This window comes from Marinobacter zhanjiangensis (assembly GCF_014651935.1).
Lineage (GTDB): Bacteria > Pseudomonadota > Gammaproteobacteria > Pseudomonadales > Oleiphilaceae > Marinobacter > Marinobacter zhanjiangensis.
In genome coordinates this window covers 271,328-292,717 of record NZ_BMXV01000004.1, presented here as the reverse complement: position 1 = coordinate 292,717, position 21,390 = coordinate 271,328, and the positions used below count along the sequence as shown (strand labels likewise).

At 60.7% G+C, this 21,390-nt stretch carries 20 protein-coding genes; 7 read left to right on the top strand and 13 right to left on the bottom strand.

All coding sequences use genetic code 11. The features are described from left to right. Positions 1-14: 14 nt before the first annotated feature. From IE079_RS10350 to IE079_RS10335, 4 genes are all read left to right on the top strand, one after another. Positions 15-911 carry an EAL domain-containing protein gene (locus tag IE079_RS10350; protein WP_227712439.1) on the top strand — a complete coding sequence of 299 codons (897 nt, stop codon included), beginning with the start codon at positions 15-17 and terminating at the stop codon, positions 909-911. 233 nt (positions 912-1,144) lie between these two features. Continuing rightward, the gene (locus tag IE079_RS10345; RefSeq protein WP_189576068.1) at positions 1,145-1,402 is read left to right on the top strand and encodes an HP1242/YdcH family protein; all 258 of its coding nucleotides are present in this window, start codon (positions 1,145-1,147) and stop codon (positions 1,400-1,402) included. Between the two features lie 279 nt (positions 1,403-1,681). Further along, positions 1,682-2,950, top strand: coding sequence for a sensor domain-containing diguanylate cyclase (locus IE079_RS10340; RefSeq protein ID WP_227712438.1), 1,269 nt, complete (start codon positions 1,682-1,684; stop codon positions 2,948-2,950). Positions 2,951-3,045: 95 nt separating this feature from the next. After that, the gene (locus tag IE079_RS10335; protein WP_227712437.1) at positions 3,046-3,222 is read left to right on the top strand and encodes a hypothetical protein; all 177 of its coding nucleotides are present in this window, start codon (positions 3,046-3,048) and stop codon (positions 3,220-3,222) included. Between the two features lie 119 nt (positions 3,223-3,341). On the opposite strand, the gene codA is transcribed toward IE079_RS10335, so the two are convergent. Genes codA through codB form a run of 3 tightly spaced genes read right to left on the bottom strand, consistent with a single transcriptional unit; the run spans position 3,342 to position 6,600 of the window. Next, positions 3,342-4,589, bottom strand: a complete 1,248-nt coding sequence (codA, locus tag IE079_RS10330) for a cytosine deaminase (RefSeq protein ID WP_189576067.1) — start codon at positions 4,587-4,589, stop codon at positions 3,342-3,344. 22 nt (positions 4,590-4,611) lie between these two features. Further along, on the bottom strand, positions 4,612-5,310 hold the full coding sequence (locus tag IE079_RS10325) for a PucR family transcriptional regulator (RefSeq protein WP_227712454.1): 699 nt from the start codon (positions 5,308-5,310) through the stop codon (positions 4,612-4,614). A 6-nt stretch (positions 5,311-5,316) separates the two neighbouring features. Continuing rightward, a complete protein-coding gene (codB, locus tag IE079_RS10320; protein WP_189576065.1) occupies positions 5,317-6,600 on the bottom strand; it encodes a cytosine permease in 1,284 nt (427 codons plus the stop codon). 408 nt (positions 6,601-7,008) lie between these two features. Between codB and IE079_RS10315 the strand changes: the two genes are divergently transcribed. Together IE079_RS10315 and IE079_RS10310 are read left to right on the top strand one after the other, a co-directional pair. Further along, positions 7,009-7,794, top strand: coding sequence for a VOC family protein (locus tag IE079_RS10315; protein WP_189576063.1), 786 nt, complete (start codon positions 7,009-7,011; stop codon positions 7,792-7,794). Between the two features lie 157 nt (positions 7,795-7,951). Then, entirely contained in the window at positions 7,952-10,300 is a 2,349-nt protein-coding gene (locus IE079_RS10310) for a sensor domain-containing phosphodiesterase (RefSeq protein ID WP_227712436.1), read from the top strand. A 40-nt stretch (positions 10,301-10,340) separates the two neighbouring features. Here the strand turns inward: IE079_RS10310 and IE079_RS10305 are convergent, their stop codons facing one another. Together IE079_RS10305 and IE079_RS10300 are read right to left on the bottom strand one after the other, a co-directional pair. Further along, on the bottom strand, positions 10,341-11,297 hold the full coding sequence (locus tag IE079_RS10305; protein ID WP_189576059.1) for an isopenicillin N synthase family dioxygenase: 957 nt from the start codon (positions 11,295-11,297) through the stop codon (positions 10,341-10,343). Between the two features lie 28 nt (positions 11,298-11,325). Further along, positions 11,326-12,672 (bottom strand): amidohydrolase family protein, encoded by a 1,347-nt coding sequence (locus IE079_RS10300; protein ID WP_189576057.1) that lies wholly within the window; start codon positions 12,670-12,672, stop codon positions 11,326-11,328. A gap of 319 nt (positions 12,673-12,991) precedes the next feature. On the opposite strand from IE079_RS10300, the gene IE079_RS10295 reads away from it, so the two are divergent. Next, positions 12,992-13,711, top strand: coding sequence for a hypothetical protein (locus IE079_RS10295; protein ID WP_189576055.1), 720 nt, complete (start codon positions 12,992-12,994; stop codon positions 13,709-13,711). 31 nt (positions 13,712-13,742) lie between these two features. Here the strand turns inward: IE079_RS10295 and IE079_RS10290 are convergent, their stop codons facing one another. The 8 genes from IE079_RS10290 to IE079_RS10255 form a co-directional block, all read right to left on the bottom strand. Further along, positions 13,743-14,246 (bottom strand): ureidoglycolate lyase, encoded by a 504-nt coding sequence (locus IE079_RS10290; RefSeq protein ID WP_189576053.1) that lies wholly within the window; start codon positions 14,244-14,246, stop codon positions 13,743-13,745. Further along, positions 14,243-15,265: an allantoicase gene (alc, locus tag IE079_RS10285; RefSeq protein ID WP_227712435.1), complete on the bottom strand. Its 1,023-nt coding sequence runs from the start codon at positions 15,263-15,265 to the stop codon at positions 14,243-14,245. Before alc ends, IE079_RS10290 begins: the two co-directional genes overlap by 4 nt. Beyond that, the gene (gene puuE, locus IE079_RS10280; protein ID WP_189576360.1) at positions 15,262-16,209 is read right to left on the bottom strand and encodes an allantoinase PuuE; all 948 of its coding nucleotides are present in this window, start codon (positions 16,207-16,209) and stop codon (positions 15,262-15,264) included. Before puuE ends, alc begins: the two co-directional genes overlap by 4 nt. Before the next feature lie 9 nt (positions 16,210-16,218). Beyond that, positions 16,219-16,908 carry a TetR/AcrR family transcriptional regulator gene (locus IE079_RS10275; RefSeq protein WP_189576052.1) on the bottom strand — a complete coding sequence of 230 codons (690 nt, stop codon included), beginning with the start codon at positions 16,906-16,908 and terminating at the stop codon, positions 16,219-16,221. Between the two features lie 69 nt (positions 16,909-16,977). After that, positions 16,978-17,733: an outer membrane protein OmpK gene (locus IE079_RS10270; RefSeq protein ID WP_189576050.1), complete on the bottom strand. Its 756-nt coding sequence runs from the start codon at positions 17,731-17,733 to the stop codon at positions 16,978-16,980. Positions 17,734-17,815: 82 nt separating this feature from the next. Beyond that, complete coding sequence (locus tag IE079_RS10265) at positions 17,816-18,736, bottom strand: ABC transporter permease (protein ID WP_189576048.1); 921 nt, start codon at positions 18,734-18,736, stop codon at positions 17,816-17,818. Between the two features lies 1 nt (position 18,737). Further along, a complete protein-coding gene (locus IE079_RS10260; protein WP_189576046.1) occupies positions 18,738-19,844 on the bottom strand; it encodes an ABC transporter permease in 1,107 nt (368 codons plus the stop codon). Next, a complete protein-coding gene (locus tag IE079_RS10255; RefSeq protein ID WP_189576044.1) occupies positions 19,831-21,366 on the bottom strand; it encodes an ABC transporter ATP-binding protein in 1,536 nt (511 codons plus the stop codon). Before IE079_RS10255 ends, IE079_RS10260 begins: the two co-directional genes overlap by 14 nt. Between the last annotated feature and the right edge of the window lie 24 nt (positions 21,367-21,390).

Sequence of the window (21,390 nt, the reverse complement as noted above, 5' to 3'; positions counted from 1 at the left end):
TGGCACAACCGGATATGAGCCAGTTGAATCAGCAGGCAAGGGGCATGCGATGGAGTAACGCAGGTTGCCTACCCCAGCCTCACTCACATCCAGGAGTGACCGACATGCAGGACTGCCTCAGTCAGGAACTGAACCGCTTACTAACTGACGAGAAAATAACAACCCTCCTACAGCCCATCGTCAATATTGAAAAAAAGAACGTGTTTGGTTACGAGGCCCTCAGCCGTGGTCCCTCGGACAGCACCTTGCATGGGGCCCAGATGCTATTCGAAACCGCCGAGCGATGCGGCCTGACTTCGGAACTGGACGGCCTCTGTCTTCGCACTGCGGCACGCAGCTGGTCCGGTCAGGGCACGCCGTTGAAGCTCTTTGTCAACGTCAGTCCGGCCAAACTGATGCCCCCGGAGTTCAATCCCTCACAGTTGCAAGAGCTTCTGGAGACAAATCGGCTGAAGGCATCGGACATTGTTATCGAGCTTTCCGAACGCTACCCCACAGCCGATCCATCGGAGCTGCTGAAAACCCTCTCCTGGCTGAAGGCCGAGGGGTTCCTCATCGCCATTGACGATCTGGGCAGCGGTTATTCCGGACTTAAACTCTGGTCCGAGCTGAAACCGGACTTCGTGAAAATTGACCGGCATTTCATTCGTGATATCCAGGACGATCTGGTCAAACGGGAGTTCCTCAGGTCTGTGGTGGAACTGGCGGACCGCCTGGGCTGTAAACTGATTGCGGAGGGAATTGAAACGGATGCGGAATTCCGGGTCGTGGCAGGACAGGGGATCTCGCTGGTGCAGGGATTCCTGTTCGGTCGGCCAAAGCCTGTTGCAACAGCCTGCCTGGATGCATTGGTCGTAAAGCCTGCTCAAACGAACAAGCTGCCCCGTCAGGAAACAGCCGGCTCCCTGTAAAGTGGGCAAAGGCGTGCCCGGGATTCTGTTTTGTAGAATCAGCCGCTGCTCAGACTCGCGCGCCCTCGACAATAGCCGAAGTGCACGGAATCAAACCCGGCGAGCAAACCGGAACCTTCCCCTCTCATTCAGCAGCAAAGCCGCATGGATCATTGACGAGCGTCAAATACTGAGTAGCATGGAAGGCATACAGTGAATCAATGCAACTCAACCCAAGCATAGAGATTATCTATATGTCTGTAGAAAAGCACGATCTGGTCCATGAGCTACCCGAATCAAAAGAAGCCATCCACCACCTGAAAATCAATGACAATCATTTTGCGAAGCTGTTCGAGGAATACCACGAGGTAGAGCATGAGGTTCACCGCTACGAATTGGGGGCGGAGAACACCTCCGATGAACACCTGGAAGATCTCAAGAAACAACGCCTCCATCTCAAGGATCAGTTGTTTCACATGATTCACGAATACGAATCGTCAGCCGAGAAGTAAAAGCAACCGGCAAGCCCCGTTGACCGGCGTGGTCAGACAAGGATGTTTACACGCCGATCAACACACCCTGGGCGTTGCGAATTCATCCTGACGTTTCCGATACCTGCCGAGACTGACCCGCCCCTCAATAACGACGTTTAGTTGCTGCCCGGCCAGATATTCCTGATCGGCTATCAGGACACCCGCGTATTTACGAGTCTCATTGCTACACTATAGGTTATCGACGTTACTCATCAGGCAGGCACCGTCGGCCAGACCTCTTTGCCCACAGGACGCAGCTTGAACACCAGAGCATTCCCGGAATTACCAGACCTCTCCCGCGACGACTCGCTCTTGTTGATGCGGGCGACCGCCGAGTTCGCGTTCAATTCCGTGGTGATTACCGATGCCGACCACCACATCATTTACGTCAACCCGGCCTTCTGCCACATGACCGGCTATTCCGCTGATGAGCTGGCCGGGAGCAACCCCCGCATACTGCAGGGACCACTGACGGAGTCGTCTGTCATTAACAGGCTTCGTCACGACCTGCAGGCCAGTGGTTCCTTCTCTGGTGCCACCATCAATTACCGCAAGAGCGGAAACCCTTATCTGGTGGAGTGGAACATTTCGCCGGTGCGGAACGAGGCCGGCGATGTCCGCTTCTACGTATCCATCCAGAAGGACATCACCCAGTTGCATGCCGAACAATCCACCGGCAACCTTTTTGCCAAGGCCATTGACGCGGCCTATGACGGTATTTTCATCACCGATGCCGAGGGGGTAATCGAGTTTGCCAACCAGGGATTCGAAATACTGACCGGCTATACGCCCACCGAGGTTATCGGCCGCAGGCCCTCGGTGCTCAAGTCCGGCAAGCACGACGACAAGTTCTACAGGGGGCTGTGGCGACGCCTGAACAAGGGCCTGCCGTTCCGGGCCATGGTGGTCAACCAGCACAAGGACGGCCAGGAAATTCACTGCCAGCAGACCATTACCCCGGTGAAGAATGCCGACGGTGAAATCACTCACTTCATCAGCATCATCAAGGACCTGACCGACCGCGTTTTCGCCGAGCTCAAGCTCCGCGAACAGGCGTCCCACGATTCACTGACCGGTTTGCTGAATCGCCGGGCCGGCGAAATCGATCTCGACGTTGCACTCATTCAGGCCGTTGAGAAAAGCGCCACCTTGTCCCTGCTCATGGCGGACATCGATGATTTCAAGCCGGTGAACGATACCTTCGGCCACGCCCGCGGCGACGAGATTATAAAGGCCGTTGCCGACATACTGATGGAACAGACCCGCAAGACCGACAAGTGCATACGCTGGGGCGGAGAGGAATTCATTGTGCTGCTGCCATTCTGCGGCCAGGACAAGGCGCAGGATATCGCTGAAAAGATCCGTGCAGCCATGGCCGGGGAGACCTTCGGCAAGGTCGGACAGGTCACCCTGTCCATCGGCGTTACCGAATCAATGGCCGATGACCGGCCTGCAACTTTGCTCGAGCGTGTCGACAAAAAGCTCTACGAGGCCAAGAGACAGGGCAAGAACCGGGTCGCCCTGTAATCGACGCTTTCTGGTGCTGTATTAGTGACGTCACGACAGAATATCCGATCAACCTGATCGTCAATGGCGGCATTGACGAAACCAACTGCCAGGATGTGGCCAACCAGTTCCCCGGCGCCCTGCTGGCAATAGGCAAGAAAGCGCTGGCCAATCCGGACTTTGTGCAGCGGCTCAAGGACGGCAAGGAGGTTGCCGAGATCGATTTCCAGATGCTGCTACCCAAGGCCACAATCGCCAACGAACTGGCCTGGCGCAAGAAAAACGCGGCCTGAGGTCTGGCATAAACCCTGCCGGTTGCCGTGTCTTGCCCTGCCTGTTTGCCCTGCGATAAGCAGAACAGGCAGGGTTAACCGCCCAGTAACCAGGGACTCCAGCCCTGCAACAGACCGACTCAGTAGAGGTCCGGGCCCTGCGACTCCCGCCGCACCAGAACCCTGCCATCACGGACGGAGGCCAGCACCGGCTGCTGCCCCAGTAACACCTCATAGGGTGACCGCCCCTGAAGTACCACGCAGCGCGCGGGCATCCCGCCGGAAATACCAAACTCCTTCAGATCCAGCGCAGCGGCGCCGTTCGTCGTGACAAGTTCCAGCGAGCGCTCGATCCGGTTCATGCCCAGCATATGGCACCCGTGCAAACCCACATCCAGCGTGCGCAGCATGTTGCCATTACCCAGCGGGTACCACGGATCCCGGATCGAATCCTGACCAAACGCCACCTTCAGACCCGCATCAAGCAATTCTGGCACTCGTGTCAGCCCCCGGCGTTTGGGGTAACCATCGAACCGTCCCTGCAGGTGAAGGCTCTCGGTCGGCATGGACAGAAATCGCAAGCCCGACTTCTTCAGCAGACGAAACAAGCGGCTGCAATAGGCGTCGTTATAGGAACCCATGGCACAGGTATGGCTGGCCGTCACCCGGGACCCGTAGTCAAGCCGCAGAGCTTCCGCCGCCAGCACCTCCAGGAACTTCGATTCGGGATCGTCAATCTCGTCACAGTGAACGTCAACCAGCCGGTCGTGCTTCTGGGCTAGATTCATCAGCCAGCGGACGGATTCGGCACCATAATCCCGCGTGAACTCAAAATGTGGAATGCCACCCACCACATCCGCGCCCAGTCGTACGGCCTCTTCCATCAACTCACGACCATTATTGAACGACCAGATGCCCTCCTGGGGAAAGGCGACAATCTGCAGGTCCACGGATGCGACGGTGCGCTCTCGCACTTCCAGCATGGCCTTGAGCGCAGTTAACTGGGGATCGGTAACGTCCACGTGGGTTCGCACATACTGAATGCCGTTATCGGCGAACAGTTTCAGGGTCTGTTCCGCCCGGGCAATAACATCATCACGGGTCAGTGTGGCCTTGCGTTCCGCCCAGCACTCGATGCCCTCGAAAAGCGTACCACTCTGGTTCCAGCGGGGTTCTCCCGCGGTCATGGCGGCATCCAGGTGAATATGGGGCTCCACGAATGGCGCGGAAACCAGGTTGCCGCTGGCATCCAGTTCATTGCTATTGGCCTCGACAGGCCCCTGCTGGCCAGTAATGTCACTGAACCGTCCGTTCACTACGGCAAGCCGGTGTAGGCCCTCCCGACCCTGTAGCCGGGCGTTTACAATGGCATCCAGACAATCTGTCATAACATTTTCCTGGGGGTTGGATTTATGGCTGGGTCAGCAAATGGGCTAGCAACCGTGATCTGAAGTCACCAGCCGCGTCGTTTGTATCAGATAACTCAGCACTCAGCCGATTCATCCGGTTGCGGATGGTATTCCGGTGGCAGCCAAGTGCTTGGGCCATGGCGGACTGATTACCCCGGTGGGCAAGCCAGGCTTCCAGAATCTCTGATGACACTACCAGGCGCCCGCTGTCTTCTGGCAAATACTCACTGACCAGTGCTTGCAGCCGGTCATAACCAATGCAATCCGCTACCGCTTTCGCCAGCGTTCCGGCAGAGTCCGGAACGGCTTCCCGCTCCGATGACACGATAGCCCTGCCAATGGTTTCGGTAACCTCAACCATGGGCAGCGAATAGGGCTGCTCGAAAAGGGGCATGGCCAGATCATCCGCCAGCCGGCTCAGCATCGTGGGCAACTGGCCAATATAGGCATCGCCGGTAAGCACCACGAGACCCGAAATTCCGCAGTCTTTGCCTTCGTAAAGGCATTCGGCCAGATTCCGGGGGCTGCGGTGCCGGCTGATACCGGTTACGAAAACCAGCTCACCACCTTTGATCCAGGGGCTGAACGACCGGTTCTCTGCCACGTAGGGCCACCGGACCGGATTGTCCGCGCCCGATACCCCACCGCGCAGCCCGATGGCTCCGAGGCCCGGGAGTTCCGGAATGTCCCGGCACCTCATTACCACCTACGCCGCTCCTGTCACCTGCGTCCGGCGTTCGCGAACAGCCTCACTGACCAGCAGGATCAGACTATAGCTTGTAGCGGCCACCAGTACCCCGACGATCGGGGCGATCCAGGGTGAAGTATAGGCGGCTGCCGAACCAATGGCATAGGCTGAAAGGCCCGGCACATTGAACGCCGGCAAGGTCACTTCATCCAGGGCGGGGTACCGGCGCTTGTAGCCGACAAAGTAGCTGGCCATGATCACACCACCGATGGGTGGTATGAAAGTGCCCAGCAACACCAGGAACGGAATCAGCCATTCATACATACCCATGACCGCCAGCACAGTACCGATAGCGGCGCCACCGACCGTGACCATCTTGCGACGGCGCGTGCGCAGCATATTGCAGCCGGCAACGGCGAAGTTATAGACCGTGTTGTCCTGGGTGGTCCACAGATTCAGGAACAGCATCAGAATGCCCAGCGTGGCAAGCCCCTGAGCAACCATGATGTCGACAATATCGGCTTGCTGATACACTAGGGCGCCGAAAGCGCCAATCAGTGTCATAAGACCGTTACCCAGGAAGAATGCCAGCAGCGTGGCAATCACAGCGGTTTTGCCGGACCTGGCGAAGCGGGTCCAGTTGGTTGCCTGGGTTCCGCCACTGACAAAGGTGCCGAATACCAGGGTGATGGCAGCGGCAGCCGTCATCTCGTCTGTCGGAGTTATGGCCAGCAGGCCACCCAGACCGCCGGCGTCCGAGGTGGCGATGGTCATGCTCACGGCAATGAGCACGATCATGGCCGGTACCGCGAAGCGGGAGAGGATCTCCAGGCCACGATAGCCAACAAAGGCGGTCACGCAGAAACCGAATCCGAAGACCACCATCAGCGGGGCAGTCCAGCTTTCAGGCAAACCGGTCAGCTTGACCAGCAGTATCGCCATGGTGGCCGTGCCCCAGGCGTACCACCCTATCTGGGTAAAGCCGAGAATGAAGTCCGAAAGCTTGCTGCCGATTTCACCGAAGGTAAAACGACTCATCAGCGCGGTGTTCAGGCCGGTTTTTGCAGCGATATAACCAAGCACCGCCGCATAAATCCCCAGCAGGAGATTGCCGGCGGCCAGAACCATCAGCATGGTCGAAAAGTCGAAAGCGACGCCAACACTGCCACCGGCCCACATGGTGGCCGTGAAAAACGTGAAGCCGAGCAGGACCAGCCCCATGGACCAGATGCTTTTGCGCTGATCCATCGGAACCGGGCTCAGGGGATAATCCTGCTCCTGGGGGGATACCTGGGTTGTCATTGCCATCTCTCCTTGGTGAGTAAATGCCTCGAGAGGTCGCAACGTTCATGCCATAGCCGCCCAGATCCGCCATCCATCCCCTGGGCCAACCTCACGGATGTGCATAGTGCACAATAATTGACATATCAAAGCCTTCCCATGACGCCCCCTGCATCATGCCGGTGCAGGTTCACCCGCCTCCTGTCCGATTCAGCCCAACCCGGTGCACAGTTGGCCTCGCTCCCTCGGTCCAGAGGGTGTCGCCGGGATTGCGGAAGGTGCGTGCGAACAGGGAGTCTCTGACTTCAAGCCGTTTCAGATGGTAGTGTTCAACTGAACAGGCTATCCATTTTTAATGAACAGCCTGCAGGAATGAACAGACGGCCGACGGCCATACGTCAAGAACAACGCATACGGAGTCACATCACCATGGCAATCCACCTCCGCCAGGTCTGCCTGGTTGCCGAAACATTGGAATCCTGCCAGGGAAACATCGAAGCCGCCTTTCAGACACCGGTCTGCCATCGTGATCCGGACGTGGCAAACTTTGGTCTGGAGAACGCCCTGTTTGCCTTCGGCAGTCAGTTTCTGGAGGTGGTGGCGCCGGTTCGCGATGGCACGGCGGCCGGACGCTTTCTCGAGCGCAAGGGCGGTGACGGGGGTTATATGGTCATCTGCCAGGTGCCGACGCTGGCAGAACAGGCTGACGTGCGCCGCCGGGCCGAAGCCAACCAGGTGAGGGTCGCCTTCGAGTCCGATCATGGCAGCTGGAACATCATGCAGCTGCATCCCCGGGATATGGGGGCAGCCTTTCTTGAGGTGGACTGGGACGAACAGGCCGACATGCAAGGCAACTGGCAACCCGCCGGCGGCCTGACCTGGACCGACAAGGCCGGTGCCGGTATCGTCAGCGCGATTACCGGGGTTGAGCTGTCCGGCCGTGACCCGCAGCGTCTTGCAGAACACTGGTCACAGGTGACCGGTTTACCGGTCAGCTCCCACAATGGCCATCCTGCCATCCACCTGGCGAACGCGGTACTGCGCTTCTCATACGGGGAAACATTCAGCGACCAGGGGCTCACCGGTGTCGACGTAAAAGCCCCGGAGCCGACCGGCATTCTGCGCCGGGCGGCGGAAACGGGGCTTCCAGCGGGGCCGGATGAGTTCCGGCTGTGCGGTGTGCAGTTCAACTGCCTGGGCGCCGCCCCGGACTGACAGGCCAGTGCTTTCATTAACGACGCGCGAATCAATCAGATCACTTGACCATTCCGGCTGTAACCTGTTCCATCAGTGGCTGTCGACCGAATCCGCGACTACTCTTGTAAGGTAAAAACCATCCTACATGGCGGCGCGCCCAATTTCAGGAGTACCCGTGGAAAGATCAAGGGCCGAAACGCGCAGACTTGCTGCACTCAAACGTCTTGGCATCCTGGACACTCCGCCGACTGAGCGGTTTGAACGGCTGACCCGGATGGCCCAGCGCTTCTACCAGGTTCCCGTCGCGCTTTTTACGCTGATTGATGAAGACCGCCAGTGGTTCAAATCGAAGCAGGGGCTGGAGGTTGACCAGACACCACGCTCGATCGCATTTTGTGATTACGCGATCCTTGAGGATGAACTCTTTATCGTGGAAGACGCCAGTCAGGACGCCCGTTTCCGCGACAATCCACTGGTTACCGGCAAGCCCCACATCCGCTTCTATGCCGGCATGCCGGTAAGGGAGCCGGGCGGTTTCAAGATTGGCACCCTCTGCATCATTGACAAGGTGCCGCGCCGTATTCCGGAGTTTGAGCTCGATGTCCTACGCAGCCTTGCCAGCCTGATCGAGGATGAAGTGGAGCGGGCCTACCACGATGGGCAGCAACAGGATTTCATCCAGGTATCTCAACTGACCCGGGCCATTCACCGGGCCCAGAACATCTTCCTGACCCATGAAGATGAACACGCCGCCTTCGACCTGATGCTCAATGACTTGTTGACCCTGACCGACAGCCAGTTCGGTTATATCGGGGAGGTGCTCCACCATGCCGACAATACGCCCTTTCTGAGGGTCGGCGCCATTACCAACATCGCCTGGAGCCCGGAAACCGAGGGGCTTTACCAGCAGGTCAAACGCAGAGGCATGATCTTCGAGAACAACAACAATCTGATTGGCGCCTCTCTGACGTCCGGAGAGCTTGTCACCGCCAACCATTTCGATTCAGACTCGAGACGCGGCGGCCTGCCACCAGGACATCCGGATATCGAAGCCTATCAGGGCATCCCGCTGTACTCCGATGACCAGATGATCGGGCTGGTCGGCCTGGCCAATCGGGACGGAGGCTACTCCGAAGCGCTCGTTCAGGAACTGGACCCCCTGCTCCAGACCGTCAGCCAACTGATCGAGCGTAAACGCTTCTACAGAGAGAAGCTGGAACACAAGAAAAGTCTCGAAAACGCTGCCAACTACGACTCACTGACCGGGCTGCCCAACCGCCGGCGGCTCACCGAGCTGTTCGAGGCGGAGCTGGTGGAGGCGGACAGGCGTCACGGCCGGCTTGCCGTGTGCTTTATCGACCTGGATGGCTTCAAGGCGATCAACGACGAGTTCGGCCACTCCGTTGGCGACATGGTGCTCAGAACCGTGGCCGAACGACTGAAAGCATCCATACGCGAGCACGATGTGGTGGCCCGGCTGGGGGGCGACGAGTTCGTGGCTATCCTGCGGGATGTCGGCGATGAGGGGGTCTATTACCGGATCCTGGAGGCCATACGCCAGACCATTCCCCACAACAGCTTTCACCTTCAGCTGTCCGGCAGCCTCGGCGTTACGATTTACCCCGAGGATCAGTCCGGGCCTGACCTGCTGCTCAGGCACGCGGATCAGGCCATGTACGCCGCCAAGGAGCAAGGCAGGAACCAGCACCGGTTCTTCGACATCAGAAGTCATGTCAGCCGCAAGGAAAAACTGCAGGTGCTCGAGCAGGTTCCCCGGGCACTGGAGGAGGGGCAGTTCGAAATGTACCTTCAGCCCCGGATCAACCTCCGGCAAAACAAGGTTGAGGGTTTTGAAGCACTGATACGCTGGAACCACCCCGAACGCGGCCTGCTGGGACCTTTCGAGTTTCTGCCCTACCTGGAATACACCGAGTATGCCGCTGACGTCAGCCGCTTCGTCATGGCGGATGCGGTCAGCAAGCTTCAGTCCTGGCAGGCCGAAGGCCTGGATTACTGCCTGAGCATCAACCTCAGCCCTTCCCATTTCCTGAGCGAGCGCTTCGGGCAGGACATGAAGGACGCCCTGGCGGGCTGTGATGAAACCCTTTGCGCCCGGCTGACCCTGGAACTGCTGGAGACCACAGCTCTGGACGATTCCAGCATCGTCATCGAGCGGCTTGAAAACTGCCGGGCACTGGGCGTGGATTTGTCGCTGGACGATTTCGGCACCGGTTATTCCTCGCTGGATTACTTCCGCCGCCTGCCGGTGCAGGAAATCAAGATCGACCGGACCTTTGTGACCGACATGCTTGAAGATCCGGACGACGAAAAGGTGGTGGGGGCCATTATCGCCCTCTCCCGGAACTTCCAGCGCCGGGTGGTGGCCGAAGGCATCGAAAACGAAGCCACCAGGGACCGGCTTCTGGAAATGGGGTGCTATCTGGCGCAGGGGTTTCACTTTACCCGGCCACTGCCCGCCAGCGAGGCCCTGGCCTGGGCGGATGCTTTCCATCGCGGCGGCTGACATTCAGCCACCGCCGGCCGGGGCAGCAATCCCCGGAGAGTCAGGCCTTCTCGTCCGCTCCCCGATGGTCATAGGTGGCATTCAACCGCGCCGCCAGGTAGTCCGCACAGGTAATCGGCTCATACTTCGGCGCCTCACCCTTCACGATATCCCGCGGATCGACCACTGAATCCGGGTTGACCTCCAGGAAGAAGGCGATGGAATAACGCTCCTTTGCCGGCGGCCGCACCCGATGGGGTGTCGAGAGATAGGTGTCGTTGCTCCAGCGCATAAGGCAGTCACCGATATTACAGACAAACGCGCCCGGTACGTGGGGGGCCTTTATCCATTCCCCCTGACGATTCAGCACTTCCAGCCCGGCCACTGCATCGGAGGCGAGGATGGTGACATTGCCGTAGTCGGTGTGAGTGCCGGCGCCGCCGTCCTCACGCTCGACCTTGCCCGCACTGGGCGGATACCGCAGCATGCGCAAGGTGGCGATGGGCTTGCTCAGGTGCCCGGCGAAGAAGTCCTCCGCCAGCCCCAGGTCGAGACTGAACCCCCGGTGGATGGTGCGCCCCAGTTCCAGGCAATGATCGAAATAATCCAGTGCCCGGCGGCGCCAGCCGTCGATGGGCGGCCAGAAGTTCACGCCCCGGAAGGGTTTGTCCGCCAGCACATCCGGGTGATCCGCCGGGAAGTCGGTGCCGATGTTGAACGCCTCTTTCATGTCGGCGCCGGCGTCCGGATTCAGCTTCTCGTCCGCCATGGCCACATAGCCGCGGTTGTGGGGCGAGCGCTTGATGGACAGGGCCTCCTTGTCCTCCGCCGGCAGAGCGAACAGCTGCCTCGCCAGATCAAAGGCACCCTGGCATACCGAATCCGGAATGCCATGATCGATCACGTAGAAAAAACCGACGTCGCGACAGGCACGGCCCAGTTCGGTGGCGGTGGCCTGTCGTTCGGCCGGATCATCGCTGCGCAGGCCGGCCAGGGAAATAATGGGAAGTGAAGACATGGTGCTACTCCAGAATCATCTCGTCTATTCAAACCATCGAGGTTCGGGTATGGGAAAGTTTGCGGCAGGCCTCGTGCAGGGCCAGACCCTGCCGCTGGGCCTCGGTGATCACGGTCTGCCGGGCGACGCCGGTGGCCCCGCCCTGGTCGATCAGGCGGCGGCCATCCACCCAGACTCCGGCCACGTTGTTGCTGCCGGCAGCGAAGACCAGGTTCCACAACAGGTTGCCGCCCTGCTGGTCCACATTCACCGGTGTGAGGTTGGCCTGATTCAGGTCCAGCAGTAACAGGTCCGCTTTCTTGCCCACCTCCAGGGAGCCAATCTCGCGGTCCAGCCCCAGGGCTTTCGCACCGTTGATGGTGGCCATGCGCAGGATCTGGTCGGCGGGCAAGGCCGTGGCATCCAGCCGGGTGGCCTTCTGGATCAGGGAGGCAAATTTCATCTCCTCGAACAGACTCAGGCTGTTGTTGCATACCGGCCCGTCGGTACCCAGCCCGACGGTCACACCGGCGGCCAGCATTTCCGGCACCCGGGCCACGCCGCTGGCCAGTTTCGCGTTACTCACCGGGCAGTGGGCGATGCTGGTGCCCGTGTCAGCCACCCGGGCGATTTCATCATTGTTCAGCCAGACACAGTGGGCCAGCAGGGTGCGCTCACCGAGAACGCCATAGTGGTCCAGCATCGCAAGGGAACGGTGGCCCAGCTCGGCGGTCACCGCCTGCTCTTCCTCTTTCTGTTCGCTGGCGTGGGTGTGAATGCCCACGCCGTATTCCCGGCTCAGTTGCGCTGCCTCGCGGTAGGCGTCTTCCGTGCAGTAAAACAGGTGTTCCAGGCCCATCCACACGCGAACGCGGCCGTTCTGGCTGTCATGATGGGTGCGGATCAGTTGCCGGTTTTCCTCCCGGGTGGAGAAGAAGTCCTTGCCGGGGCGGTCCGCCACGTAGGGTGCCAGCTGTACCCGCAGGCCAAGCTCGGCGGCCGCGTCGGCGCACCGGTCCATATAGCGGAACATGTCCATGACACAGGTGGTGCCTGACTGCAGGGCTTCCAGGTAACACAGCCGTGCCGAATGGTAGGCGAAGGCTTCGGTCATTGCCCGGTGTTCCAGCTGGTACCAGGGCAGCCAGTCCATCAGTGGCATATTCTCGGTCACGCCCCGCATCAGGCTGGAATGGGAGTGGCAGTCGATCAGCCCCGGCAGCAGTGCGTGGCCCCGGGCATCGATAACCTCGCAGGTTTCCGGAATCGTAACCTGTCGGTCCTCGCCCACCTGGCTGATAACGCCATCTTCAACCACCAGCGTACCGTCCGGGATAACCTGGTTGCAGCTATCAACAGTGAAGATGGCAGCGTGGCGGATCGCAAAGCTGGGCATATCGGCTCCTGAACTTCCTGACCAGATGATCAGATTTTAAAGCAATCGCTATGCCACAGACCCGGCGTCCTGTCAGCCCGTATCTGTCGCCGTCGGTGACGGCATTAGCAGTCGCCAGACGCACCGGGGGCGATCACCCGAACCTTGCCTGCACCATAACAAGTCAGATTATTTGACCGGGTGTTCATAAATTTGTAGCAAACACAACAACAAGCCATTTGCCCGCATTCGCTGGCACATATCCTGCAAAACCTGCCCAAAGTGCGTAACTGCGGTTACCCCGGAGCAACCGCCGGCCAGGCGAACAGAAGGATACAACATGAATTCCGCAACACTCAGACCACGGCCCGCCAAGGACCCAACGGCTTTCTTTGACGACCTGGTCCAGACCGTGAAGGCCCGCCGGGAGGCGCTGACGAAAACGCCCAACCTGTCGGAAGGCGAACGCCCCCTGACCCGCCTGGAACTGATTGAGTGGCTCCAGTTCCGCTACTGGTACCTGCAGGAGGAAGGTCGTTTTGTCGACTCCTGGCTCAGCAACGCCCCCGGCACCGAACTGCTGGCCGGCCTCGGTGCCCTGATGGCCGACAGTGACCGGCAAAGCCGCCATCTGCTGGCTCAACTGGAGGCGCTGGGCACGACAACGGCGACCTGGTCTCCGGAATCAGAGTGGGACCACTGGATCAGTGAGTTTCATGCCAGTCTCGACGATATCCCTGAGCGGATCATGGCCTATGCCGTGGCGCAGGCCCCGGTGCCGATGGAAACCGTCGAACAGCTGTTGCCGGAGATATCCGCTACACCTGCCAGATCATCCGCCCGCGACCGATGGCCCATGGCCCTGGGGCTGAGTGCCGCCAAAACCTATGCCACCACACTGGAACGACAGGCCCATACCCGGGCCCGGGTCATGCATGCCTTTGAGCTGGAGCAGAAAGCCCGGCTTGCCTTTGGCCGGCGCATCCGGTCACTGCGTGCACGGGCCGCTGCCAACGACGTGGTTGATGAGGGTTCGGCAAGCGGCGAAGGAAACCACTGACAGGGCCGGCCCCACGCCCTCCGCCTGCGCTCTATCCGGGGCGGGAAACCGGAATAACCGGCCGCTTCAGCTCGACCTCGTCACAGTTACTGCCAGCCCCCTGGCGGTCAACCACCAGGTAGTCGGAATCCGCCGCCAGTGGCAGCAGCGGCGCGTGCCAGGTGCCGGCACGGTAGCTCACGCCCTGTGAGCCTTTGGTCAGGAACACCCGCACTGCCGATTCGTCAAACTCCCCCGGCGGTGCCACCACCGCCAGAAAGGCGCCATGGTTCAAGGGTACGAACGCCTGGCTGCCCAGGGGATGGCGCTCCATCAACGTGATTTTCAGCGGTTCCAGCGGCTGCCCGCGGAAGATGGACAGGATGCCCTGTGCGCCCTCCCCCAACAGCTCGACCTGCGCCAGGGCGTGGAAGCGTTCGGTACGACCCTGGTTAATGGGGAAAGCATCGGCTCCGTCGGTATCGATCACCTCACCGAAGGGGGCAAAGGCCTCCCGGGTCAGGGGCTCGGTGATGATTTCCCGTGGCTCTGTCATGACACCGGTTTTCCGAACAGCCTCAGCCGGCTGACACCGCCATCGGGAATTATGTTGAAGCGGATGTGGGTAATCGGCCCCAGGTCCGCCAGCTCCGCGAATTCATGGATGGCGTCGGCGGTCAGCGGCTGCTCGGGCATCAGGGTCTGCCAGAACATGCTCTGGGTGATCAGGGAGCTGGCGGTGCTGGCACCCGCTTCCACACAGGCCGCCTGGATCGAACAGGTGGCCGGGAAGTTGCCCTTGAAGTGAGCGGTGTCCACCTCGATGCGCTCGGCAATGCCCTTGTGGCCCAGGGCCAGGATGCACCAGTCGTTGCCCGGTTCCCGGCGTCGGCGGGTTTCCCAGCCATCGCCCATGTTGATGCCCCGGCCGGGTCTCAGCAGCTTGCGGGGCTCGCCGTAGTGGGCATCGCTCCAGGCCACCTGATCGCCGCCATTTTCCAGGGCCAGCAGATTGATTGCGGCACTGGCATCCAGGTTATTCCAGTCCCGGTGGGGTTTACCGTATACCCGCAGACGGGCAACGCCACCATCCGGGTAGAGGTGCAGTCGAAGGTGCGTCCACGGCCGGCCGGAGACGATCTCGCGGAAGCAGTGGTCGTTACCCCGCAGAGGCGTGGCGGGGATCAGTTGTTGCCACTCGGTGCCCTCATCGGGGTCGGCGCCAGGGCAGTAACAGGCATCAAGGGCTGCGGCAGGGGGAAAGTTACCGCTGAAGAAACTGGTGTCGAAATCCACACCCATCAGCACTCCGGGCATGGCCAGACGAATGATGCTCCAGTCATGGCCGGTGGTACGCCGGCGACGGGTTTCCCAGCCGTCCATCCACTTGCCGTGGTCATCGTACTCGTCGGGATAGAAAACCGGCATTTCCGGGTTCAGCATCCGCTCCCGGGCACCAAAGAACTCATCGGTCACGAAAAGGACTTCGGCCCCAAGGGACCCATCGGCGAGGTTCAGACCAGTACGGGTGAACTCCGGCCCCTCCACCTCCGGGGCCACCATGACATCTCTCATTCGCTGCTACTCCGCTCGGATTGGTAAGGGTGATACTGCTTCCAGTGACGGGCGATATCAATCCGCCGGCACACCCAGACCTGCTCATGCTGCTGGACATAGTTCAGGAACCGTTGCAGGGCGCGGAACCGCCCGGGGCGGCCGACAATGCGACAGTGCAGACCCACGGACATCATCTTGGGGGCGTCTGCCCCTTCCTCGTAAAGCACGTCAAAACTGTCCTTCAGGTACTGGAAGAACTGCTCGCCGGAGTTGAAGCCCTGGGGCGAGGCAAAGCGCATGTCGTTGGCGTCCAGGGTATAGGGCACCACCAGGTGCGGTTCCTCGGCGCCATCGCGAGTGGTGATGATAGTCCAGAATGGCAGGTCGTCACCGTAATAGTCGCTGTCGTATTCGAAGCCGCCCTGCTCCACCACCAGGCGGCGGGTGTTGGGGCTGTCACGGCCGGTGTACCAGCCCAGGGGCGGCTCGCCGGTCAGACGGATATGCTGCTCGATGGCCAGCTCCATGTAGCGGCGTTCTTCCGACTCGCTCATGTCCTGGTAGTGAATCCAGCGCATGCCATGGCAGGCAATTTCATGGCCGTCCGCCTGGAAGGCCTCTACCACTGCCGGATTACGGGCCATGGCCATGGTGACGCCAAACACGGTCAGCGGCAGCCGGCGTTTGCGGAATTCCTTCAGGATCCGCCAGACACCAGCGCGGGAGCCGTACTCGTAGAGCGACTCCATACTCATGTGCCGGTCGCGGTAGGCGTCGGCACCAATAATGTCGGAGAGGAAGGTCTCGGAATGCTCGTCACCGTGCAGCACGCAGTTCTCGCCGCCTTCCTCGTAGTTCAATACAAACTGCACCGCAACCCGGGCATTACCAGGCCACCGGGCATGGGGCGGGTGCTCACCATGGCCCCGCATGTCCCTCGGGTATGAGGCATAATCATTCATGTCGGTCATTCATGTCGGTTTCTCGAGGCCGCAACCTCTCAGGATCACATCGGTAAGAAAGTCGGCGGCGTGGTCGAAGTCACGTTGCTCGTACTCGGCCTTGTTCTCCACCATCAGAATCTGTACCTGAAAGTCAGCATAATGTTGTGTGGATGACCAGATCAGGAAGATCAGTTGCACCGGGTCCACTTCCGCCATGCGCCCGTCGTCAATCCATTGCTGGATTACCTCGGTCCGTCCACGGACCCACTCCCGCATGTTGGTGCGCAGGTGGTCCATCAGAAAAGGCGCGCCCTGGATAATCTCCATGGCGAACAGCCGCGATGCCAGCGGGTAGCGGCGCGACATCTCCACCTTGGTGCGGATGAAGCTCGCCAGTGCCTCTGCCGGATCATGTTCCGGTCTGACATCCGAGAACACCTTGTTCCAGCGCCCGAGAATGTCATCAAACATGGCAGCGTACATCCGCTGCTTGTTACTGAAATAGTACAGCACATTGGATTTCGGCAAGCCGGCGCGTTCGGCGATATTCTGGATGGTGGCGCCCTTGTATCCGTTCAGGGCGAACTCTTCCTCCGCAGCCTGCAGGATCTTTTCCCTGTTTCGCTCCCTTATGCGGCCCGGGCGGTACCTGCGGCCATTGCCGCTGTCCTCCACCCTGGCCGATACGGCAGCGTCTGCAACTGGGTTTTTGGTCATGGCTTTCTCACTTGTTGTCCATGTGTTCAGGAGTCCGACAGCGTTATTCTGCCGGACTCCCGTGACGGATCAAAAGTGGAATTTCACCAGGGCACTGACCGAGCTCTGGGTGTCCATGACTTCGTCACCCAGGCCGAACTTGTTGTTCCAGTACTGGTATTCCACACCGGCATAGAGTACGCCCGGCTCGCCCCAGAAGTTGCTCACGTCGAGCTTGATCTGCGGGGTGAACTGGAACTCTGACTCGTGATCCGCCTCGGCGGTGGACCAGTCAATATAGCCGTCGATCAGGAAGCGGGCGGGGCCTACCTCAAACGGCGCTCCCCAGGTCACGGTCATCTGGAGGTCGTCGTTGATCTGCTCGTTATCCACGTAATAGAACGCGGTGTTGAAGTACTGGAAGCCCGGCACATTCCACGCCAGACCAAAACCACCCATGTAGTTATTCACTTCCGTCCCACCACCAAACTCGTACTGGCCAGCCAGGAAGACGTCCTTGATCGGGCCGTAGCTCAGGTCGGAGCCGGTCAGCCAGCTGCCGTTCAGGGTGGGCGCGAATTCACCGTAAACGTTATCAGAGTCCTGGGCGCTGCCCTGGCCCTGGTCGCTGTCAATGAAGAAGAAGGTACCGCCCCAGTTATGGGCGGTAACGTTTTCGAAGGTGAAGTAGGTGGCCTCGTACTCCGTTGGGCCAAAGCCCTGGTACTGGTCGCTGTGCAGAACCGAAATGCTGGAAGATCCGAAGAATTTCTCCGCGTGGGCCGCAGGTGCAAAGGAAGCTGCTGCCACGCAGCCGGCGATCAGTGTCTTACGAAATGCATTCATGGTAATACCTCTCAGGTTACGTACTTTTCTGGTTACTCGTTTTGTGAGTCATTGTTGGCGAATGGTTGGTTGATCATTATTGTTAGCGCCCTGGCCGGTATGGCTGGCCAAGGGAAAGTGGGGTGTTCAGTCGGGTGCGGGCCGGGTTAAAGGACAGCAGCACCAGCATCAGGATGGTGACCACATAGGGCAGCATCGCCAGCAACTCGGTGGAGATGTTCCAGCCCAGCCCCTGCAGCACCAGGTGCAGGATGCTGGCGGCGCCGAACAGGTAGGCGCCCAGCACCACCCGCTCGGGACGCCAGGTGGCGAAGACCACCAGCGCCAGGGCAATCCAGCCACGGCCAGCGGTCATGTTCTCGGTCCACATGGGGGTGTAGGCCAGGGACAGATAGGCACCGGCCAGACCCGCCATGCCGCCGCCGAACGCCACCGCCAGGTAGCGCACCACCAGCACCTTGAGGCCGTTGGCATTGGCGGCTTCCGGGTCTTCCCCCACGGCCCGCAGCAGCAGCCCGCCACGGGTATGGCGCAGGAACACCCACACGGCAACGAAGGCGACCAGCGACATATACACCAGCGGATCCTGATCGAACAGCACGCGCCCGATCAGCGGAATGTCACTGAGCAACGGAATCGCCACACGGCTGAAGCCGTCAATGGATTCGCCCACGAACCCGGCCCCCACAAAGGCGCTCAGCCCGATACCGAAGATGGTCAGCGCCAGCCCGGCGGCGTATTGATTGGCGGCCAGGGTCACCGCCATGAAGGCAAACAGCAGCGACATGGCAATGCCGGCAAGGATGGCGGCGGCCACACCCACCACCAGGCTGCCGCTGGTCAGGGTGGCCACAAAGCCGGCCACCGCGCCCATCAGCATCATGCCTTCCTGCCCCAGGTTCAGCACCCCCGAGCGCTCACAGATCAGCTCGCCCAGGGCCGCCAGCAGTAAGGGGGTGCCGGCAACCACGGTAGCGGCCAGCACATTGATCAGCAGCTCCATGTCAGGACTCCTGGGTTGCGGCAGTGACCGCTTTCGGGGTGGGTTTAATGGCCGGCTGTTTCAGGCGGATGCGGTAGTGGATAAAGGCATCGCAGGTCAGCAGGTAGAACAGCAGCAGCCCCTGGAAAAGACCGGTGATGGCCTTGGGCATGTTCATGGCAATCTGCAGCATCTCGCCGCCGATAAAGGTCAGCGCCAGCAGGGCACTGGCGGCTATGATGCCCAGCGCATGCATGCGCCCCAGGAACACCACGATAATCGCCGTGTAGCCGTACCCCGGAGACACCTGGGGTACCAGCTGACCGATGGGACCGGTCACTTCCGAAGCCCCCGCCAGCCCGGCCGTGGCGCCACCCACCAGGAAGGCGAACCAGGTCAGGCGGCGGGCGCTGAAACCGGCGAAGGCGGCGGCCCGCTGGTCCTGCCCCACCACGTTAAGCTGAAAGCCGATGAAGCTGCGGGCGAACAGCACCCACACGCTGACGGCAGCGAGCAGCCCGAAGGCCAGCCCCAGGTGCAGGCGGGTGCCGGGAATCAGGTCCGGCAGCAGGGCCGCATCGCCGAACATCACCGACTGGGGAAAACCGAAGCCGTAGGGATCCTTGAGCGGCCCGTGTACCGCGTACAGCAGCAGATTCAGGGCGATGTAATTGAGCATGATGGTGGTGAGAATTTCATTGCAGTTCAGGTGTGTCTTCAGCCCGGCGGCAATGGCGGCCCACAGCATGCCGGCCACAATGCCCGCCACCAGCACCACCGGCAGCACCCAGAAGCCGGATACATCCACAAGTTGCACGGCGACGACGCTGGCGCCCAGGGCGCCCATCAGGAAATGCCCCTCGGCGCCGATATTCCACAGCTTGGCCCGGTAACAGACAGTCAGTCCGGCAGCACACAGCAACAGCGGCGCCATTTTCAGGCCCAGTTCGGCCAGCCCGATCAGGTCACTGACCGGGGTAATGAAGAAGAAGGTCAGACCCTCCACGGGGTCCTTGCCCATGGCCATGAACAGCACGAACCCGGTGATCACGGTCAGCACCAGGGCCAGCACCGGGGAGGTCCAGCGCATCAGGGTGGAGTCAACCGGACGACGCTCAAGCAGCAGCATGGGTCGCCTCCGCAGAGTCGAACTCGCCGGCCATCCACTGACCGAGCTGCTCGATGGTCAGTTCAGAGGTGGGCGCCAGCGGGGACAGGCGTCCATCGCACAACGCGCCGATGCGGCTGCACAGCTGGTACAGCTCATCCAGGTCCTCGGAGATCAGCAGGATCGACGCGCCCTCATCCCGCAGTTTCACCAGCGCTTCATGGATAGCCACCGCCGAGCCCACATCCACGCCCCAGGTGGGATGGGACGCCACCAGCAGGCGGGGGTTCTGCAGCGCCTCTCGACCGATGATGTATTTCTGCAGGTTGCCGCCGGACAGGCTCCTGGCGGTGCTGTCTTCGCCATTACAGCGAACGTCGAAGCGGCGGATTACCGCCCGGGAGAAATCCCGCACGCGGCCGAACCGGATCATCCCCCGGTCCACCAGACCCTGGCCCGAGGCGGTCAGCAGGGCATTCTCCGCCAGGCTCATGCCCGGCACGGCACCACGGCCCAGACGCTCCTCCGGCACAATGGCAACACCGAGTTTGCGGCGCTGGTCCGGGGACAATGCACCAATGCCCAGCCCGCCCAGATCCATATCGCCCCGGTCCATCCGGATCTCACCGGACAGGGCCTTGAGCAATTCGTCCTGGCCATTACCGGCGACCCCGGCGATGCCGACAATCTCGCCCTGGTTCAGGGTGACGCTTACATCCTTGAGGCTGGTGCCAAAGGGATCGCTGCTCTTCCAGCTCAGGTCGCGCACTTCCAGCAGCACATCCCCGGGCTCGGCCGCCGGAACCCGGGTGGAGATGGGTGTGTCATCGCCCACCATCAGACGCGCGATATCCGCTGCGGATACATCCTTTGGCCGGCAGTCACCACTGACCCGCCCCTGGCGCAACACTGTGGCGTTGTGGCAGAGGCTACGGACCTCCTCCAGCTTGTGGCTGATAAACAGTATGCTGCAGCCTTCCTTCGCCAGCTTTCGCAGCGTGGCGAACAGGTCGGTGACTTCCTGCGGGGTCAGTACCGAGGTGGGCTCGTCCAGGATCAGCAACGTGGTTTCCTGGATCAGGCAACGGATAATCTCCACCCGCTGGCGCTCACCCACCGACAGGGTGCTGACGTAACGCCTCGGGTCCAGGGCCATGCCATAGCGCTCGGATACCTCGCGGATACGCTGATCCAGTTCGCGGCGGTCGCGAGCTTCAGCAGTGGGCAGCCCCAGGGCGATGTTTTCCGCCACGGTCAGGGTTTCAAACAGAGAGAAGTGCTGGAACACCATGCCGATGCCCATGGCCCTGGCCCGGGCCGGGCTGTCCACCTTCACCGGGTGGCCGTTCCACAGCATGCGCCCTTCGTCCGGCTGCACCACACCGTAGATCACCTTCATCAGAGTGCTCTTGCCGGCACCGTTCTCGCCCAGCAGCGCGTGGATCTCCCCGGACTCCACCGTGAGATCAATGCCATCGTTGGCCCGGCACCCCGGGTATTCCTTGACGATGTTTTCCAGTTTCAGGCGTAACGCCGCACTCATAGACAGCCTCTCTGATTCTGCTTT

What these genes read in the sequence shown, in the direction of transcription:
- IE079_RS10300 (WP_189576057.1), bottom strand. Translation starts at nt 12,672, where the DNA reads ATGCCCAGCTTTGCGATCCGCCACGCTGCCATCTTCACTGTTGATAGC.
- IE079_RS10325 (WP_227712454.1), bottom strand. Translation starts at nt 5,310, where the DNA reads ATGAGGTGCCGGGACATTCCGGAACTCCCGGGCCTCGGAGCCATCGGG.
- IE079_RS10305 (WP_189576059.1), bottom strand. Translation starts at nt 11,297, where the DNA reads ATGTCTTCACTTCCCATTATTTCCCTGGCCGGCCTGCGCAGCGATGAT.
- IE079_RS10290 (WP_189576053.1), bottom strand. Translation starts at nt 14,246, where the DNA reads ATGACAGAGCCACGGGAAATCATCACCGAGCCCCTGACCCGGGAGGCC.
- IE079_RS10275 (WP_189576052.1), bottom strand. Translation starts at nt 16,908, where the DNA reads ATGACCAAAAACCCAGTTGCAGACGCTGCCGTATCGGCCAGGGTGGAG.
- codA (WP_189576067.1), bottom strand. Translation starts at nt 4,589, where the DNA reads ATGACAGATTGTCTGGATGCCATTGTAAACGCCCGGCTACAGGGTCGG.
- IE079_RS10255 (WP_189576044.1), bottom strand. Translation starts at nt 21,366, where the DNA reads ATGAGTGCGGCGTTACGCCTGAAACTGGAAAACATCGTCAAGGAATAC.
- IE079_RS10345 (WP_189576068.1), top strand. Translation starts at nt 1,145, where the DNA reads ATGTCTGTAGAAAAGCACGATCTGGTCCATGAGCTACCCGAATCAAAA.
- IE079_RS10350 (WP_227712439.1), top strand. Translation starts at nt 15, where the DNA reads ATGAGCCAGTTGAATCAGCAGGCAAGGGGCATGCGATGGAGTAACGCA.
- IE079_RS10315 (WP_189576063.1), top strand. Translation starts at nt 7,009, where the DNA reads ATGGCAATCCACCTCCGCCAGGTCTGCCTGGTTGCCGAAACATTGGAA.
- puuE (WP_189576360.1), bottom strand. Translation starts at nt 16,209, where the DNA reads ATGAATGATTATGCCTCATACCCGAGGGACATGCGGGGCCATGGTGAG.
- IE079_RS10265 (WP_189576048.1), bottom strand. Translation starts at nt 18,736, where the DNA reads ATGGAGCTGCTGATCAATGTGCTGGCCGCTACCGTGGTTGCCGGCACC.
- IE079_RS10260 (WP_189576046.1), bottom strand. Translation starts at nt 19,844, where the DNA reads ATGCTGCTGCTTGAGCGTCGTCCGGTTGACTCCACCCTGATGCGCTGG.
- codB (WP_189576065.1), bottom strand. Translation starts at nt 6,600, where the DNA reads ATGACAACCCAGGTATCCCCCCAGGAGCAGGATTATCCCCTGAGCCCG.
- alc (WP_227712435.1), bottom strand. Translation starts at nt 15,265, where the DNA reads ATGAGAGATGTCATGGTGGCCCCGGAGGTGGAGGGGCCGGAGTTCACC.
- IE079_RS10295 (WP_189576055.1), top strand. Translation starts at nt 12,992, where the DNA reads ATGAATTCCGCAACACTCAGACCACGGCCCGCCAAGGACCCAACGGCT.
- IE079_RS10270 (WP_189576050.1), bottom strand. Translation starts at nt 17,733, where the DNA reads ATGAATGCATTTCGTAAGACACTGATCGCCGGCTGCGTGGCAGCAGCT.